This is a genomic window from Lysinibacillus sp. NPDC093190 (assembly GCF_050280425.1).
GTDB lineage: Bacteria > Bacillota > Bacilli > Bacillales_A > Planococcaceae > Lysinibacillus.
On the sequence record NZ_JBNNVG010000020.1, the window covers coordinates 42,871 to 60,635 of the forward strand.

The window sequence follows — 17,765 nt, forward strand, 5'->3', positions numbered from 1 at the left end:
AACTGGGGCGACTGGTGAACCTGGAGCTACTGGCGTTACTGGTTCTACTGGTTCTACTGGTTCTACTGGTTCTACTGGTTCTACTGGTTCTACTGGCGCTACTGGTGTTACTGGCGGTACTGGCGGTACTGGGAACACTGGCGCTACTGGCGCTACTGGTGTTACTGGTGTTACCGGGGCGACTGGGGACACTGGACCTACTGGTGCTACTGGCGTTACTGGTTCTACGGGCGCGACTGGTGTAACCGGGGCTACCGGGGCTATCGGTACGACTGGCACCACTGGACCAGCATTTACAGAAGGTTTCTCAGCATTTGTTAATACTTTATCAGTAAGCGCTTCTACTACAATCACTAACTGGAGTGTTGCAGCTCCATATTTCACAACACCATCATTCAATCCAACGACCGGAATTTTCACTGTTCCAACGACTGGAAGATATGCTTTTGAAGCTACAATCAACTACTCAACTGCTGCAGCAATTACCGTAACCTTAGGGGCTGGCATCAATCCATCATTTGCTATTCGCCAAAACACTACAACAAATTTAATAAGCGGTTTATTCCCTGTATTAAATATAGCTGTAACCCTGTTAACCTTACGTGCTGTCCTTGGTAATGGGACAGTAACATTAGCTGGAGAAGCCGATTTAAATGCAGGTGATGTCATTGATTTATTCTACAATGCTAACGGTTTAACATTAGGACTCACTCTTGGAGGAGCTAACTCCGGCGGTATTGTATGGTCATGTCACCGAATTTCATAGCATTAAGATCTTTACTGGGAAAGTAGAAGCTTACTTTCCCAGTTTTTAAATTGAGACCCCTAACTTGTGAAATTTGTACTTTGCCCTATCAAATTTCATACTCTTTACAAATTACCCCTTATCGAATCTCTTAAAAATCCGGATTACTAACAAGCAATAAAAAAGTAGTACAAACATTGATTTTTCAAGTTTGTACTACTTACTAATAACCATTTAATCCCCAAACATTTCCTTCAACATTTCGTCAGCAACATTTTTACCTTGTTCAACACACTCAGGTATTGATATTCCTTCGAAGGAACTCCCCGAAAGCCTGACAGTCGGAAAATGTTCATGTAATTCTTGTTTTACACGCTCTACCTTTGCCTCATGTCCTACCGTATACTGTGGCATGGCATTTTTCCAGCGGGAAACGACAGTCATTAACGGTTCTCCATCTACACCAATTGTTTTCATTAAATCCTGCATTACGGTCTTTTCAATTTCAGTATCGGATAGCGCTACAATTGCCTCGTCGCCCACTCGGCCAATATAACTGCGCAACAGCACGTAATCATCTGGTGTTGTGCCAGGCCACTTTCGATTCATCCAAGTACAAGAAGTTATTGAAAAATCACTATTTCGAGAGACAAAAAATGATAACGCATCTAAATCACCTAACTGGTCTTTTTTAAATGCCATTGTCACAGTAGCAATAGTTGCTGCCTTCATCGTACTCAATTCAGTTAATAACTGGTGTTTGCTGAACATTTTTCTTGCCACATTAAAAGGTGTAGCAATAATAACAACATCTGCTTTTAATTGTGTAAAATTGTTTAACACAACTTGGACAGTATCATCCTTACCATGCTCAATTTCCTCGACCTTAACACCCTTCATAACTGTCCCAGGAAGTAGTGATTCTTCAAGTTTTTCGATAAGTGTCTCCAGACCATTATTAAATGTTTGAAAAATGCCCTTATCTTTCGCAGTGAGATCGTTACTTAAAAAATTCGTACCGGACTTTTTCATCCCAATAAGTAGGCTACGATATTTTTGCTCTAATCCATAGAGCTGCGGAAATGTTGAACGCATGCTTAACTGCTCAATATCACCAGCAAATGTTCCTGCAAGTAATGGCTCTACTAGATTTTCCACAATTTCAGCACCGAATCTTCTTCTAAAAAATTGCCCTAAAGGTTGGTCATCATCCTGTGCAGAACGAGGGATGAAAAAATCCCCCGCAGCACGAACTTTCCCGCTAAGTGAAAACAATCCTGATGTAATAAATGACGAAACATGTGGTGTTGCCCCGGACAAAAGACTACTTGGGATTGGATACAATTGACTACCAACGGCAACGTAAGTCGGTCCTGCATTGCTTGTAATCATTTCCTGTTCAATACCTAAATCCTTTGCCAAGGCATATACATAGTTCTCACGATCAAAAAAAGATTCTGGCCCGCGCTCGATAATACAGCCATCTTTTCTCAGGGTTTGTATTTTTCCGCCAAGACGTAATGACGACTCGACAAGTACGATATCTAACGGCAATTCTTTTGCGCTTGCTTCTTTTTGCAAATAGAACGCAGCTGTGAGGCCAGTAATGCCACCGCCTACAACAACTACCTTTCGTCTTTTCTGAGTCACCAACATCATCACTTTCTTTTCGCTTAGCTTAATTTTTTATGAATGGCATCAACCATTGCATCAATAAATAACGGGTGTGTATTTGGCATTGCTGGACGATAATATTTCGCGCCAAGTTCATCACAAACAACTTTACATTCATAATCGTTGTCATATAAAACTTCTAAATGTTCTGTTACAAAGCCAACTGGCGTATAAACGAATGAACGGAAGCCCTTTTGCTCGTAAAGTTCACGCGTTAAGTCCTGAACATCTGGACCAATCCATGGCTCAGGTGTTTGCCCTGCTGATTGCCAGCCAACTTCTACATTGTTTACACCTGTTGCTTCTTTAATTAGTCGAGCCGTATCAATTAATTGATCTTCATATGGATCGCCTAGCTCTTTAATTTTTTCTGGAAGTGAATGTGCAGACACGATTAAACATGCATTTTCTCGTTCTTCATCAGACATTGCATTAAACGTTTCATTCACTTTCATTTTCCAATACTCAATGAACTTCGGTTCATCATACCAAGATTCTACAGATGTAATTGTTAATCGATCTCCTGCTGCTTCTGTTGCACGACCATTATATGATTTAATGGAGAACGTTGAGAAGTGAGGAGCTAATACGATAGAAACCGCTTCTTTAATACTTTCTGCTACCATTCCTTCTACAGCATCTTCAATGAATGGGTGAATATGCTTTAAACCGATAAATAATTTGTATTCCACATTATCTTGCACTTCATTTAAGCGTGCACATAAAGCCTCGGCCTGCGCTTTTGTAGCAGCAGCAAGTGGCGATAATCCACCGATGGCCTCATAACGACCGCGTAAATCTTCTAAATGCTCTTCTGATGGTTTGCGACCATGACGAATATGCGTATAGTAAGGTTCGATGTCTTCTTCTTTATAGGGTGTTCCGTATGCCATAACTAATAAGCCTTTAACTTCTTTCATTACCTTTTCACCTCTAAATAATAGTTAAATATATCTTTAATCGTATAGTATGTGACAAAAAGAAGCTGTCCAATTCATTAGGTTGGACAGCACCCTTTCTACGATGAAATCGAGATATCATTCATAGAAAAGAATATGGGATTTAATAAATTGTTCACTTCTACATTAAGAACGAGCTTGGATTTGTTGAGCACTATACTCATGAATAAGAGCTGTTAAACGTTTTAACACTTCTGGGTCTACCTCTGGGAATACACCATGACCTAGGTTAAAGATATGTCCTGGCATTTCTAAGCCTTGATCGATAATATCTTTCGTGCGTTTTTCAATAATTGACCAGTCAGCAAGTAATAGTGATGGATCTAAATTGCCTTGCACTGGTTTAGTTATACCGTTTGCACGCGCTTCTTTAATTGGTAAACGCCAATCTAAGCCAACTACATCAATCGGTAAATCATTCCATTCTTTCGCTAAATGACTTGCACCGACGCCAAATTGAATAAGTGGCACATTTTCTTTTTTCAGCTCAGCAAAAATACGTGTCATAATTGGTTTAATGAAAACACGATAGTCTTCAACATTTAAAGCACCAACCCAAGAGTCAAATATTTGGATAGCTTTTGCTCCCGCTTCGACTTGGGCAGAAACATCAGAAATAATCATGTCAGCTAATTTGTCCATTAAGGCAAACCAAGCTTGAGGCTCTGATACCATAAATGACTTTGTTTTATTATAATTTCTTGAAGGACCACCTTCAATCATATAGCTTGCGAGAGTGAATGGCGCACCTGCAAAACAGATTAGAGGTACATTTAGTTGTTCTTCTGTTAACATTTTTATCGTTTCTAAAACGTACGGTGTATGTTCCTTCGCATTGAATTCACCTAGTTTTTCTATATCAGCGACTGAGCGAATAGGATTTGAAATTACAGGACCTACGCCTGCTTTGATTTTCACATCTACCCCAATACCTGGGAGTGGAGTTACTATATCTTTGTATAAAATTGCCGCATCAACATTGTAATTTTCTACTGGCAATCTCGTTACATATGCACAAAGCTCAGGTTGAAGTGTAATTTCCTCTAAAGAATACTTTTCTTTAATCGCACGATATTCTGGCTGAGAGCGTCCTGCTTGTCGCATATACCATACTGGTGTATGTTCAGTTCTTTCTCCTCGTGCAGCACGTAGAAGAGTATCATTAAAAGTTGTCATGAATAGTTCCTTCCCCTCAATAAAGTTCATATCGTAAAATTCTCTTGTTTATTCTGTTATTATTGATATCCGTTTTCAATAGTAAACGCTTCCTCTGTTATTGTATAGTTTTCATAGGGAAATGTCATAAAATTGTTCTTTCTAAGGGATTTCTTTTTTGACAAAGCTTTAGACTTTCATTTTAATGGAGATAATCACGCTATATTACGAAAATTCATAAGGAGGTCAATTTTATGTATATTTATTTAACTTCTGGTACAGGTGATTTTTTAGAACAGCTAAAGAATAAATATCCAAACGAGGTAATGATTTTAATACACGGAGAAGGAAACTCTGTGCTTATACATGAAATCGAAGGAAAATCTGTCTTTGCCACACCACGTAAGTTTGAAGTGCTAGATTCAGTAAATGATTTAGAAGAACGTGGTTTCTTTGTATTCAACAATATCCCCGTTACAGATGAAGGGCGACCAGTTTTTGAACATCGCTTTTTAAATCGAGCACGCGCTATTGAAGATGAACCAGGCTTCGTAGCATTCCGACTACTTCGTCCATTAAATAGTGAAACATACATCGTCATGACACAATGGAACGGTCCTCATTCATTCGAAGCATGGAAAAGCTCAAAGGCATTTGCCTCCGCACATCCTGAACGTAAAGAACCAACTGGTGTGAATCAGCAAAATATTTTCTCAGCAGCTTCCTATGTCACAACCTATAGCGCTGCTCCAAAAGAAGAAAACGAAGATTAGCTGAGGCGCGCAGGGATTCACTGCTTACTGGAGTATTCCTCTGGGCTCGCGGGTATTCGTTGCTCTTCCTCGGGTATTTTCCGGGTGTGCGGGTATTCGCTGCTCTTCCTCGGGTATCCGTTTCCTTTCCCGGGACGCGCGGAATTTATTACTCTTGCTAAGAATATTTTATTATAAGAAGTGTTGACCTGCTGTTTTTCCAGTTAGTGGAACTATTATACAATTCTAGGATAATCTGTTTAAGGAGGTTTTACTTTGAACCAACGTCTACTTGAAAAGATTGATGCTCATTTTGATGAAATGGTGGCGATTCGCCGTCATCTACATATGCATCCGGAGCTGAGCTTCCAGGAGCAAGAAACGGCTAACTATATTATTCAATTTTATAGAAATCTAGGCGTACCGCTTGAAGCGAATGTCAGTGGCTACGGTTTAATTGCCCGCATTAAAGGAAGCAAGCCTGGCAAAACGATTGCCTTACGAGCAGACTTTGATGCACTTCCTATACAAGATGAAAAAGATGTACCTTACAAATCAACTGTATCTGGCGTTATGCATGCTTGCGGGCATGATGGTCATACAGCTACTTTGTTAATTATCGGTAAGCTATTGTGGGAAATGCGCGATGAATTAGCAGGAGAATATGTACTAATTCATCAGCATGCTGAAGAAGCTGATCCAGGTGGAGCAATTGGGATGGTACAGGCTGGAGCTTTGAATGGCGTTGATGCTATTTTTGGTACCCATCTATCTTCTAACCATCCAACAGGCATGATTGGCTACCGCGTAGGACCGATGATGGCCGCTGTTGATAGTTTCGAAATGAAAATTCAAGGTCAGGGCGGTCACGGTGCTCATCCGCATCAAACAAAGGATGCGATCGTTATTGGCTCTCAGCTCGTTATGAATTTACAACAACTTGTCGCACGTCGTGTTGACCCAATCGAATCGGCTGTTTTATCAGTTGGTTCATTCGTGGCATCTAATGCTGACAATATTATTGCCGATACAGCCTATTTAAATGGCACAATTCGAACATTTGATAAGGATGTTCGTGAAGCGATGGAGCGTGAGTTTAAACGGGTTATACAAGGTACAGAAATTGCGCATGATTGTACAATTGAGCTTGATTATCGTCGTGGCTACCCTGCAGTTGTCAATCATGAGAAGGAAACACTATTTGTGCGTAATATCGCACAGGATATTTGTGATGTTGTTGAGGTTGAAGCTACTATGGGGGCTGAAGATTTCTCTTACTACTTAGAAGAAAAGCCAGGTACATTCTTCTTTACTGGAGCCGAACCAGCTGAATATGCACCACATCATCATCCAAAATTCGATATAGATGAAAAAGGCATGCTCATTGCTGCAAAGGTATTATTAACAGCAGCACTAGACTATCAATTTGTTGAATAAAAAATAAAGCTCATATTTCCAATTCTTTTATTGGAGAAATGAGCTTTTATAATTAGAAAAAAATAAAGGTTCATCACCAAAGCGTGTGGTTGATTTCCGTTGCTACTGGGTGCTTTCCTGGGGGCGTCCGATGAGCCGCTAATCCCCGAGGAGTCACCCAGTCTCCACTTCAATCAACTTAGTCGCATGACATACGTTTTAACAAAAGTCGAAATTAACTATATTCAAGATTTTGAGACCTTCGCAGTCAATTCACTTACAACCAGTATGATGATAAAAGTTACATAGAACATTGGCTGTGTGATACCACATAAACCAACTATAATAGCTTGAGTGATCATCGCAAGACGCACAATTTGATTGACTGCTACCTTGCGTGCTTCATCAGGTAAAGGATACAGCATATCCATACGGAATTCACCGCTGGATAATAAAGCCTGCTTTAATTGAATGGTTGTCGCAAAGCTTAATGCACCTGCAACAATCCATGTAACGACTGGAATATCTACAAAGGCTGCAATAACAGCTGAAATCACTGTTAATCGGAGCCATAAATAAAAATGATCATCTGTTCGGACGAATGTACGGAACACCAAGTACTTTTGAGCTTTGTCCTTTTTGTATGGCACAAATTTGTAGAGCCAGTCAAGCCAACCACGACGACGGATGCTACCACGTAAATGCGGAACGTCTGTAAAATAATTAGCGAAACGATAGAAGCTCATCATGCGATTTTGTTCCAACTTCACAAAATGCTCGTAAGGGACAGGCTCACCTGCACATTTTTTTCTAAATATTACAATATACACACACCCAATTGCAGCAGCAACAATCGCTAAAATAAGCTGCATATGAAGCCCCATGTACACAGCAACACTAAAGATAACAGCTCGAATTAGCTTGTCCACCCAAATCATTTGACCACGTTCACTATAACGATAGCTAAATTCACCCTGAACGCTCAAATACTTCAATATAATAATAAGTAATAACACTGACCAAATTTCAAATGTTGTTAATTCAGTAACAGCCTTTAGTAAAGGGATACTAACGATATAAACAATTGCCACAATCCAAACCTGTGACCAAAACGTCCACGCTAACGCCTTTTTAAAATACTGTGACATTTTTGATTCTAAAGGTAATAAATACACTTGGTCCGGCTCTCTTAAAAGTGAAGTTGGACGACTAAATGCAAGTAAAATCCCCACAAACACCGCGATTAATACTTCTGCTGGAAAATCAGGCTGTACAATTTTCAGCCATTCACTATATTGATAGCCCCCTGCTCCGATAAGAAATACTAGTACAATCGCTAGATGTCCTGTAAAAATAAATCGCATATATTTTTGTACTTCACCTATATAGTGCATGAAGCGAGAGGACCATACATCACGCAAGTTCTTCATGGTCGCTCTCCTTTGTCATTGCAATATATAAATCATCCAATGTCGCATGTGGCATCGCAAATGCCTTGCGTAAATCCTCCATTGTTCCTTGTGCTCGCACACGTCCTTCATGCAATAAAATGATGCGGTCACAATGCTTTTCAGCGGTCGATAAAATGTGCGTAGACATTAATATAGAAGCGCCCTCTTTTTTCTTTTCATCCATCTGATCAAGCAATGATTGAATTCCAAGTGGATCGAGCCCCACAAAAGGCTCATCAATAATGTAAAGACTTGGATTGACTAAAAAGGCACACATAATCATAACCTTTTGACGCATCCCCTTTGAGAAATGCGAAGGGAACCAATTAAGTCGCTTTTCCATTCGAAATTCTTTTAATAATAATTGTGAACGAGCTGCAAGTGTTGCTTCATCTAGGCCGTATGCCATCGCTGTTAATTCTAAATGTTCACGTAATGTTAGCTCATCGTATAATACAGGTGTTTCAGGAATATAGGAAAATGCTGTACGATACTTGTCCGTATTTTCCTTTAACGTCACACCATTTAAACGAATGTCTCCTTCTTTTGGAAGCATTGTTCCGATGATATGCTTAATCGTTGTACTTTTACCAGCTCCATTTAAGCCGATTAAGCCAACAAGCTCCCCTTTTTCAATCGTAAATGACAAATCTTTAATAACAGGCTTTCTCGTATAACCACCTGTCACATGTTGTACCTCTAATACCGTCATGCCCTCACTCCTCTTCTCGTTTATATTTTATCAAAAATTAGCAAATGATACAGTTATGAGTATGATAGAATGTACTTACATATAAAATAAGGAGGAATTTTCGAATGAGCGATTGCCTATTTTGCAAAATCATTGATGGATCCATTCCAAGTACAAAAATTTATGAAGACGAACATGTCTTTGCATTTACTGACATTTCACCTGTAGCAAAGGGGCATACCCTATTAATTCCAAAACATCACTGTAAGGATCTATTCGAAATGCCTGAGGATGTGGCTCGTAATTTATATGCAGTAGCACCGAAAATTGCGAATGCTATAAAAGCTGTTTTTAATCCAATTGGACTGAATACCATTAATAATAATGGTGCTGCAGCAGGACAAACTGTTTTCCACTACCACTTACATTTTATTCCTCGTTACGATGAAAAAGAAGGCTTAGGCTTAATTTGGCAAACACAAAAATATACACCAGAGCAATTAACTGAAGTTGCGGAAAGTATTAAAGCTAACCTTAAATAATCGATGTTCTGACCACTCAAATTGTCAGAATTGTCTATTGCAATTTTAATATTTATAGCGTACAATCACAAATAAGTTTCGCTAACGGTCATAGGACACGTTAGGAGACAAAAAGATTAGCATAGTCGAGGAGAGATTAGAAATGAATACAAAGAATTTAGTATTAATGGCACTTTTAGTCGGTATTGGTGCTACCCTTTATGTGGTCACACCAGGTATGGTAAACGGCATGAAGCCTGATTTCATGCTAACAATGATGTTTATTGGCATTTTATTGTTCCCAACTGTTAAAGAAACGTTCTTACTTTCTTTAGCAACCGGTGTACTATCAGGATTGTTTACAACGTTTCCAGCCGGACTTGTTCCAAATATTATCGATAAAGCAGTTACAGGCTTTGTCTTTTTAGCTATATTAATTGTGCTAAAAAAATTGGCAAGCAATTTTATAGTTTCTGCTGGCTTAGTTGGTTTAGGAACAATTTTATCTGGAACTATCTTTTTAGCAGTGGCACTTTTTGTATTCAATGCAAATGTTGGTGCAACATTCGCTGTTCTGTTTGTAGGCGTTGTATTACCTGCTGTAGCATTTAATGTTATTGCTTTTGCAATTATTTATCCTATAGTTGCAAAATTAGTGAAGCGTTCTAAATTCCAAACAGCTATCTCACTTTAATAAACGGTGCATGAGTCTAGATCATGTACCTTTATCTACAAAGGAAACTAAACCGTGATTCAAAATCACTCGTTTAGTTTCCTTTTTCTTTATGTATTTGTGCATTTCATGGTTTAATAGTAGGTAATACATGATAATTACAGAAATGAGGTATTCGATATGAAAGCAAAACCATTTTTATTTGGACTGACAGCTGGGATCGTAGGCGGTACAATCGCTGTACTTTTTTCAACTCCTCAATCAGGACAACAATTACGTGCCAATTTGCGATCAAATGCTGAGAGCACAAAGGGCAAACTATTAGATGTAAAGCAGCAAGTAGGCACAGTTAAACAATCCGTTAATTCACTTACAAATGAAATGAAAAATAATATACCACTAATAATAAATGATTTAAAACAAACCATTACTACATTCACTGAAGAAATCGAGCCGTCAAAAAATAACTTACAACAAGAAATAGAAGCATTACAGAATTCAATAAGCGAAATCGAGAAAAATGTTGCACAATTTACAGAAAAAAAGAAAAAACCACAAGAAAAAATTGGCGACTAAAGTCCTTAGGCACTAATTAAATATATATATTTTTATTAAATTCAATCTCTATAATATTACTTTTTAGCCACTTTTCAATTTTTTAATTTTTCTAACTTTAAACTTTTTTCCTTTATTGCTATAATATTTTTAAAATGTTAAAGAAAGCAGTAGGTGATGGCTTTGTCAGAGGACTTATACACTCAAAAAGAAGCGATGCTTTATAGTCAAAGAATTGCGCAATTATCAAAAGCCTTATGGAAAGCAGTTGAAAAAGATTGGCAGCAATGGATTAAGCCTTACGATTTAAATATTAATGAACATCATATTTTATGGATTTCGTATCATTTAAAAGGGGCTTCAATTTCTGATGTGGCAAAATTCGGGGTTATGCACGTTTCCACAGCATTTAATTTTTCAAAGAAATTAGAAGAGCGTGGATTCCTTAAGTTTTCAAAGCGAGATGACGACAAGCGTAATACGTACGTTGAGTTAACAGAAGCAGGTACAGAACTTATTGTTGAAATGAACAGTAATTATCATAATACGTATCATTCTGTGCTAGAAGGTTCACTAGCTTTAAAAGACCTATACGGTCGCTTCCCAGAATTTTTAGATGTTATGGCTGTTATTCGCAATATCTATGGAGAGGACTTCATCGACATCTTTGAGCGTTCCTTCCAGCACTTCCGTGATTCCTTTGACACGATAGAAGAACGTTCAACTGTAAAAGGATGAAAGTGAAACTATTAGGCTTTTAGGGTCAGTTACTTAATGGCCGTAGTAGCTTATAAAATCATGCTAAAAGAGGTACTTCAGAAATTTTTCTGAGATACCTCCTTTTTCTTGCATTCTAACATAAATCAATTTAAATTAAATAGGACCATTCATATTACGGAGTTGATAATCATGCATTGTTGGAAAATATTAAATCTTGAACATCATTACGGAACAACGCGTATTATGATCATGTCTATATTTGTTTTTTTTACTGTCTTTTCTCTTTCCTATGTGACATTTAATTTATTTAATGACGAGCACTATACAGATCAGTTGTTTTGGCTTTTTGTTATTGTTATATTTGCAATCTATCCAATCCATAAATGCTTACACTTTCTAGCATTATATGATTTACGTCAACATTTAAAATTGCGTGTGCGTACTCAATTTTATGTTATTCCGGTTCTACACATGCGTATCCGTGAACCTTTATCGAAAAATCGTTATATTTTAGCTTTACTCACACCATTTATTGTTTTAAATACAAGCATTTTATTAGGTACACTGCTATTCCCTGCGTATACCCATTATGCTACATTACTTTTAGCTTACCATTGTAGTCTATGTGTAATTGATATTCTATATGTGAAATATTTATTGAACTCGCCTAAAGACTCCCAGATTGAGGAGACTCCTAAAGGTTATGAAATTTTAGTGCCGCCTACTGTTCACTAAATTACTTGTACTTGTGTTTTATTGACGTTTTTTGTTATGCTATTAATACTGAAAGAGGGGAGGAATAGACTTGCTATTAATGATTGTAGTTCTATTCTCGGTATTCTATTTATTTCAAATAAACCGCATGACTTATGCGCTGTGCATGCGACGTGAAATTCCCGAAGAAAAGCAACCAAAAGTATTCCGAACTATAAATATACTTATTACAATTTTACTTGTCTCATTTTATATTGAAGTTTTATATGCAGTATAGTTAAAAAGAAAAGTGCATAACGTCTGCACGCATAGAGGTAAATCGGACACCTTATGTGATAACTCGGCCAGACCAATCATATTTTTGTGCGGTGCGGTGCGGTGCGGATGCCTAACATTGTCAAAAAAAGCTAAGGATGTTAAACCCTTAGCTTTTTGTCATTTTTATTAATTAGTATAGGAACGCTGCACCAACAATAATTAATAAGATAAATAACACAACTAATAAAGCAAAGCCTGAGCCGTAGCCACCGCCGCCACCATATCCTCCGCTGCTCATAACTTCACCCCCTTTCTTTTCTATATCCTATGCGCTTGAAAATTTGAAATATAGGCTATACTCAAGGGGGGAACCATTTTGTTTTTAAAACGTTTATGTTATAGTAAAAAATGGACGAAACCATTGTAAGGAGAGAATATCCACTATGAAAAAGACAGTTTTATCTTTAACATTAGCTGCTTCGGTATTAGCGCTTGGTGCTTGTAGCGGAGGAGACAACAAAACGATTGCAACTTCAAAAGTAGGCGACATTACAGTTGCTGATTTTAACAAAACATCAAAATCTTTAGCAGGTTCTAAGATACTTGAACAAATGTTGACTGAAAAAGTATTAGCGGACAAATATAAAGTATCAGATAAAGAAATCAAAGAAGCATATGACGCAACTGCTTCACAATTAGGTGATAGCTTTGCCCAAGCACTTGCTGAGTACGGCTTAACTGAGGAAGGCTTTAAAGATACTTTACGTATTCAGCTTCTTTCTGAAAAGGCTTTAAAAGATAAAGCTTTTAAAGAAGCAGATGTAAAAAAACATTATGAGCAAATGAAAACTGAGTTAAATGCTCGTCATATTTTAGTAGCAGATGAGAAAACAGCTAAAGAAGTTATTGCCAAAATTAAAGGCGGCGCTAAATTTGCAGATGTAGCTAAAGAATACTCAACTGATACTGGCTCTGCTGAAAAAGGTGGAGAGCTTGGTTGGTTCTCTGTTGGTGCAATGGTAGATGAATTTAATGATGCTGCTTATGCCCTTCCTGTAAATACTTTAAGTGAACCAGTGAAAACAAGCTACGGTTACCACGTTATTGAAGTTACGGAAAAGCGTGATGTAAAAGGTGTTGGCTCATTCAAAGACGAAGAAGCAAACATCCGTTCACAAATGCTAGCTAAATTAACGAACACAGGTCAAAATCAACAAGTTCTTAAAGATATCATTGCAAAATTGGCAAAAGATGCTGATATAAAAACTTCTGATAAAGAATTAGAACCTGCTATCAAGGCCCTTACAACAACAAGTGAGGAGCAAGCTAAAGCTGCTGAAGAAGCAGCTAAAAAAGCTGAAGAAAAAGCTAATAAAGAAAGTAAAGACAACGAAGCTAAAGATACTGAAAAGAAATAATCTAAATAGTTGTTATTTTACTATATGAAAAAGGGTTACGCTGATACAGGCGTAACCCTTTTTATATACAGTCGATTTGAAATAACATTGATTAAAAGTATCTTGAAAACACGTATGAAGGCAAATGAAGAGGATTCATTTTGAATAAAGTTTAATCAAAATGAATCCTCTTTCCTTTTAAATGCTATTTTATTTTTTGATTTAAGGGATAAAGCTTACATCTTTTTCACATTTACTAAATAGTCGGCTTATAAAACGATCGATTATCAAGTGGGAATAGTCGCTCAGTAAATTCACCTGGAGCAGTTTTGCCTAATGCTCGTGTTAGCATATTCATCTTTGCATCAATATTATCAATATAATGCAAGATTTCTGCTTCTTGAATCATCGGTTTTTTCGGACTGCCCCATTCTTCTTTACCGTGGTGAGATAGCACCATATGTTGCAATAGCATGACTTCCTCGCCCTCGATTTCTAGTTCACTAGCAATCTTGGCAATTTCATTGACCATAATTGTAATATGGCCAAGTAAATTCCCTTCAACAGTATACATTGTTGCAACAGGCCCGGATAGCTCAACTACCTTGCCGATATCATGCAGAATAATCCCTGCATATAACAGATCTCGATTTAATGTAGGATATAAATCAGCAATTGCTTTTCCGAGTTTCAACATTGACACCATATGATCCAATAGACCAGACGCATAATCGTGATGATTTTTCGTTGCAGCTGGATATACTAAAATAGCATCCTGATGTTTTTTAATAGCTGCACGCGTAATTCGTGATATATTCGGATTTTTAATATCAAAGAAAAATTGCGTCAATTCTTCATATAATTCTTCTTTTGGAGTTGCTGAGGAAGGAACTAAATCATTAATAGCAATCCCCTCCTCTGGTTTTGCTACACGGATTGATTTTATACGCAATTGATTTTTGCCACGGTAGTCATGAATTTCTCCACCTACGCGGACAATTGCCTCAGCGTGATACATTTTTTCATGTTCTTCATTTGTATCCCATAGCTTTGCCTCAATATCTCCACTTTTATCTTGTAATAACAGTGACATAAATGGCTTTCCAACTGTAGTAACCCCTTTTGCCGCCTGTTTAATTAATAAAAATTGATCAACTGATTCTCCAGCCTGGAGCGTCGTAATACCCTTCATGTTGACGCTACTCCCCTTTCATTTGCTAGTGCTCCAACATCGACAATTTGGTCTTTCTGCCAATGTTCGAGCATCACGTCATGGCAAGTAAAATATAAAATTTGACGTTCATATCCTACTTCTTTCATTAATTGTACCATTTTGTCTGTACGGTTTCGATCAAAATGGACAAAAGGATCGTCCATAATAAATGGAAATGGAGCAGAAGTAGTAAGCGTTTTTGCTAATGCCATGCGCAACGAAATATAAGCTTGCTCCTTCGTTGCCTGTGATAATTCCGCCATTTGATAACGTATTCCAGAAACATCCTGTGTAACAAAATACCCTTCATCATTAATTAAAAGCTTATCGTAACGTCCACCTGTTAACAAATTAAATATTGCATTAACCTCTGTCAAAACAAATGGTAGTTTTTCTTCTCTTAGGCGGAACAATGTTTCATGAATCGCAGTAGCCAATGCCTTTTTTGTAGCCCATTGCCCTATGAGCTGTTGCAACAATGATTTCTCTTCTTCAAACTGTTGAAGCAACTGACCATATTTCTCGTCATTTAGAAGATTCTCCTTTTGGATTTGTAGTGTCGCGCGTTGTTCTAAGCAATGATCTATCGCAACCTGCATTACGCCCCGCTCTTCTTCTAAAGTAAGTAATTTTTCATTAAGCTGTTCCTCATCTATCAATGACTGTTCGTTGTCTACATTTAACGAGGCTAGCTGACTCTGAATGGCTTGAAGTTCTGCTTTTATTTTTTGTTGTTGCTCAAATTGTTCATGAGTTTCATAATAAACCTTCTCTGATTGAGCATTCGCGGCATTAAATAACTGAGTAATTTCAGACTCATAGCTGTCTAAATATGATTGCACCCCTTGAATTTTGGTCTGAAGGCTAGTCAGCTGCTCTTTTGCTTGTTGGGATATCTGTTGCTCCTGCTGTAAAGTAAGAAATGTATTACGTAAATGCATAAAGATTTCTTGCTCACTATACTCTGCCTTTAAGACTTGCTGTGCTTGTTCTAGGAGGTCAATTTTCTCCGCTTGTACCGTTTGTAGAAGAGTAAACGTACTCTTCTTTTTGGCTGCCAATTCTTGAGCACCACGAATGCGCATAAACAGCTCTGGTAATAATGTTTTCGGTATATTCCCCTCTAGCCGATAGCGTCCTAAAAAATGCTGAAGCGATTTCGTGGTCTCATCATTCACCTGCTCAGCCCGCTGAATTTTATATTCAAGTTTCACATATTGACGTTCTTTTTCTTGCTGTTGCTCATTTACATGTAACCAGCGATCTTCAAGTTTTTGTTTTTTTAGCAGGATGGCTTGAGCCATATTTTCCTCCTGCTCTAACTCACGTATTTGCTGACTTTGCTGTTTACTCGGCGCTTCATGTGCTTGTCTAGTAAATTTTAAATATAAAATTATGATCAGTGACATAACCGCTCCTACAACGATTACAGCTATATTTTTTTCCATAACACCATAGATAAACGAAAGTACACTTATGGCTAACACAATAAATATAAAAACACTTGGTTGTTGTTGTTTCGAGCGTTGTGACCTTCCAAAACGCAATTGTTCAAGCTTTCGCTTACGCTGAGGCCACTCTGCTAAAATATGTTCTTCCTCTGTAGATAATGACTCCTGTTGAAGCTGTTGTTTCAGTTGAGCGATTGTATCTAATTCTGCATGTAGTTGCTCCAACGAACGCAAATGAAATTTCAGCTCTTCTTCTGCTTCTTCTAAATGGCTTAACTGTTGTTGGAATTGTTCCTCTTGCTGTAATGATACTGTTTCTTCAAGCAAAATATCCTGCGCGTTTTTTTCCTGAACACCTAATAAACGAAACTGCGCTTCTATTTCTTGCTCGATTAAATACAGCTCATCCATTAAGTTCTGTTCCTTTACAACTAATTGATTCCATGTTGCTTCCTTATTCACAAGACGAGACATTTCAGTAATAGCTTGCTCGTCCATTGTTAATTGTAGCTTATGTTGTAGTGCCTGATACTGCTCCTTCAGCTGCTCCATTTGTAGTGTTTCATGCATAAGCCGATCCTTTAATTGCTCATAACGTCGAATTCCTTCTGGTGGAAACTGCACATGTTCATAGCTTTTTCGCGTCTGTTCGAAGGCTTTCTGCTGTTTTATAAGCGGCATAGCTTGCTGAAGAATTGTGAGCTGCTGCCAATTTTGCTGCTGTGTTTTTTGCTGACTATATAACCCCTCTAGCCTTTGATCGAGCTGCTGTAATTGCAATAATTTATCCTCAAAGGTCTGAATATTACCTTGCTCTTGTTTAATTGTACGTTCTAGCCTTTTTAAATGCTCCAATTTTTGATTAATAGGTGGCACTTTGCCTGCTTTTTTAAAAAGCTCACTAGCATCTTTGTCCAATTTCTTTTCTAGAGACGATAGCTGTTGAATCCCTGTTGTCCCAGAGGCAAGCAACAAATGTGTTAGCTCTTCCTCTGACATTTTTTCAATGCCCTGTAGCTCATGTAATGAAAAGGAGAAAATTGACTCAAAGGAGGCTTTTGAGTAACCATATAATAGTTTTGCTAAAAGCTCCTCATGCCCCATTGTTCCGTCTTCTAGATAAACTGTGACATCTCCAGCTGCCTTGCCTTTAATACGTTCTATCGTGCATTGCCCATACGTTGGATGCCCAATCGTAAGCTGACCACCAAATTTAGTCGATACTTTCGGCTCATATTTACGTTGTGTCTGCTGCCTCGTGGGAAATCCGAAAAGCATTTGTAAAATAAACTGTTGAATGGTCGTTTTACCCGCTTCATTCATACCATAAAAAATGGTAACACCTTCATGTAAAGTAATGGTGATATTTTCATGCTTGCCAAAGCCATAAATTTGGATTTTTTGTATCGTTAGCATGTTA

Annotated in this window: 17 protein-coding genes and 1 pseudogene; 10 read left to right on the forward strand and 8 right to left on the reverse strand. The window is 37.8% G+C overall.

The features are described 5' to 3' along the window. Window positions 1-766, forward strand: a pseudogene (locus ACQKOF_RS15955) (collagen-like protein); the annotation flags it as partial. A gap of 213 nt (window positions 767-979) precedes the next feature. Here ACQKOF_RS15955 and hemY read toward each other — a convergent pair. The 3 genes from hemY to hemE all read right to left on the reverse strand — a co-directional run bounded on the left by hemY (window position 980) and on the right by hemE (window position 4,554). Beyond that, window positions 980-2,404, reverse strand: coding sequence for a protoporphyrinogen oxidase (hemY, locus tag ACQKOF_RS15960; protein WP_427559105.1), 1,425 nt, complete (start codon window positions 2,402-2,404; stop codon window positions 980-982). A 14-nt stretch (window positions 2,405-2,418) separates the two neighbouring features. Beyond that, window positions 2,419-3,339, reverse strand: coding sequence for a ferrochelatase (gene hemH, locus ACQKOF_RS15965; RefSeq protein ID WP_427558964.1), 921 nt, complete (start codon window positions 3,337-3,339; stop codon window positions 2,419-2,421). A 165-nt stretch (window positions 3,340-3,504) separates the two neighbouring features. Next, window positions 3,505-4,554 carry a uroporphyrinogen decarboxylase gene (hemE, locus tag ACQKOF_RS15970; RefSeq protein ID WP_402870961.1) on the reverse strand — a complete coding sequence of 350 codons (1,050 nt, stop codon included), beginning with the start codon at window positions 4,552-4,554 and terminating at the stop codon, window positions 3,505-3,507. 233 nt (window positions 4,555-4,787) lie between these two features. On the opposite strand from hemE, the gene ACQKOF_RS15975 reads away from it, so the two are divergent. Both ACQKOF_RS15975 and ACQKOF_RS15980 read left to right on the forward strand, forming a co-directional pair. Then, window positions 4,788-5,306 (forward strand): antibiotic biosynthesis monooxygenase family protein, encoded by a 519-nt coding sequence (locus ACQKOF_RS15975; protein ID WP_427558967.1) that lies wholly within the window; start codon window positions 4,788-4,790, stop codon window positions 5,304-5,306. A 255-nt stretch (window positions 5,307-5,561) separates the two neighbouring features. Then, window positions 5,562-6,722 (forward strand): amidohydrolase, encoded by a 1,161-nt coding sequence (locus ACQKOF_RS15980; RefSeq protein ID WP_427558970.1) that lies wholly within the window; start codon window positions 5,562-5,564, stop codon window positions 6,720-6,722. A gap of 224 nt (window positions 6,723-6,946) precedes the next feature. On the opposite strand, the gene ACQKOF_RS15985 is transcribed toward ACQKOF_RS15980, so the two are convergent. Beyond that, window positions 6,947-8,131, reverse strand: a complete 1,185-nt coding sequence (locus ACQKOF_RS15985; protein WP_427558973.1) for an ABC transporter permease — start codon at window positions 8,129-8,131, stop codon at window positions 6,947-6,949. Next, window positions 8,115-8,864 carry an ABC transporter ATP-binding protein gene (locus ACQKOF_RS15990; protein ID WP_427558976.1) on the reverse strand — a complete coding sequence of 250 codons (750 nt, stop codon included), beginning with the start codon at window positions 8,862-8,864 and terminating at the stop codon, window positions 8,115-8,117. Before ACQKOF_RS15990 ends, ACQKOF_RS15985 begins: the two co-directional genes overlap by 17 nt. A 104-nt stretch (window positions 8,865-8,968) precedes the next feature. Between ACQKOF_RS15990 and ACQKOF_RS15995 the strand changes: the two genes are divergently transcribed. The 6 genes from ACQKOF_RS15995 (at window position 8,969) to ACQKOF_RS16020 (ending at window position 12,303) form a co-directional block, all read left to right on the forward strand. Continuing rightward, complete coding sequence (locus ACQKOF_RS15995) at window positions 8,969-9,385, forward strand: HIT family protein (RefSeq protein WP_427558979.1); 417 nt, start codon at window positions 8,969-8,971, stop codon at window positions 9,383-9,385. Between the two features lie 142 nt (window positions 9,386-9,527). Continuing rightward, on the forward strand, window positions 9,528-10,058 hold the full coding sequence (locus tag ACQKOF_RS16000) for a tryptophan transporter (RefSeq protein ID WP_427558982.1): 531 nt from the start codon (window positions 9,528-9,530) through the stop codon (window positions 10,056-10,058). 159 nt (window positions 10,059-10,217) lie between these two features. Beyond that, window positions 10,218-10,613 carry a YtxH domain-containing protein gene (locus ACQKOF_RS16005; RefSeq protein ID WP_427558985.1) on the forward strand — a complete coding sequence of 132 codons (396 nt, stop codon included), beginning with the start codon at window positions 10,218-10,220 and terminating at the stop codon, window positions 10,611-10,613. Between the two features lie 156 nt (window positions 10,614-10,769). After that, window positions 10,770-11,330, forward strand: a complete 561-nt coding sequence (locus ACQKOF_RS16010) for an HTH-type transcriptional regulator Hpr (protein WP_370046390.1) — start codon at window positions 10,770-10,772, stop codon at window positions 11,328-11,330. A 171-nt stretch (window positions 11,331-11,501) separates the two neighbouring features. Beyond that, a complete protein-coding gene (locus ACQKOF_RS16015; RefSeq protein WP_427558988.1) occupies window positions 11,502-12,047 on the forward strand; it encodes a DUF3267 domain-containing protein in 546 nt (181 codons plus the stop codon). A 70-nt stretch (window positions 12,048-12,117) separates the two neighbouring features. Next, on the forward strand, window positions 12,118-12,303 hold the full coding sequence (locus ACQKOF_RS16020) for a hypothetical protein (RefSeq protein ID WP_049668928.1): 186 nt from the start codon (window positions 12,118-12,120) through the stop codon (window positions 12,301-12,303). A gap of 171 nt (window positions 12,304-12,474) precedes the next feature. Here the strand turns inward: ACQKOF_RS16020 and ACQKOF_RS16025 are convergent, their stop codons facing one another. Continuing rightward, window positions 12,475-12,582 carry a YjcZ family sporulation protein gene (locus ACQKOF_RS16025; protein WP_082172877.1) on the reverse strand — a complete coding sequence of 36 codons (108 nt, stop codon included), beginning with the start codon at window positions 12,580-12,582 and terminating at the stop codon, window positions 12,475-12,477. A gap of 145 nt (window positions 12,583-12,727) precedes the next feature. Between ACQKOF_RS16025 and ACQKOF_RS16030 the strand changes: the two genes are divergently transcribed. Further along, entirely contained in the window at window positions 12,728-13,702 is a 975-nt protein-coding gene (locus tag ACQKOF_RS16030) for a peptidylprolyl isomerase (RefSeq protein ID WP_427558991.1), read from the forward strand. A 235-nt stretch (window positions 13,703-13,937) separates the two neighbouring features. On the opposite strand, the gene yhaM is transcribed toward ACQKOF_RS16030, so the two are convergent. Beyond that, window positions 13,938-14,873: a 3'-5' exoribonuclease YhaM gene (gene yhaM, locus ACQKOF_RS16035; protein WP_427558994.1), complete on the reverse strand. Its 936-nt coding sequence runs from the start codon at window positions 14,871-14,873 to the stop codon at window positions 13,938-13,940. Then, window positions 14,870-17,761, reverse strand: a complete 2,892-nt coding sequence (locus ACQKOF_RS16040; protein WP_427558996.1) for an AAA family ATPase — start codon at window positions 17,759-17,761, stop codon at window positions 14,870-14,872. The genes yhaM and ACQKOF_RS16040 overlap by 4 nt, the downstream gene beginning before the upstream one ends. Window positions 17,762-17,765 lie beyond the last annotated feature (4 nt).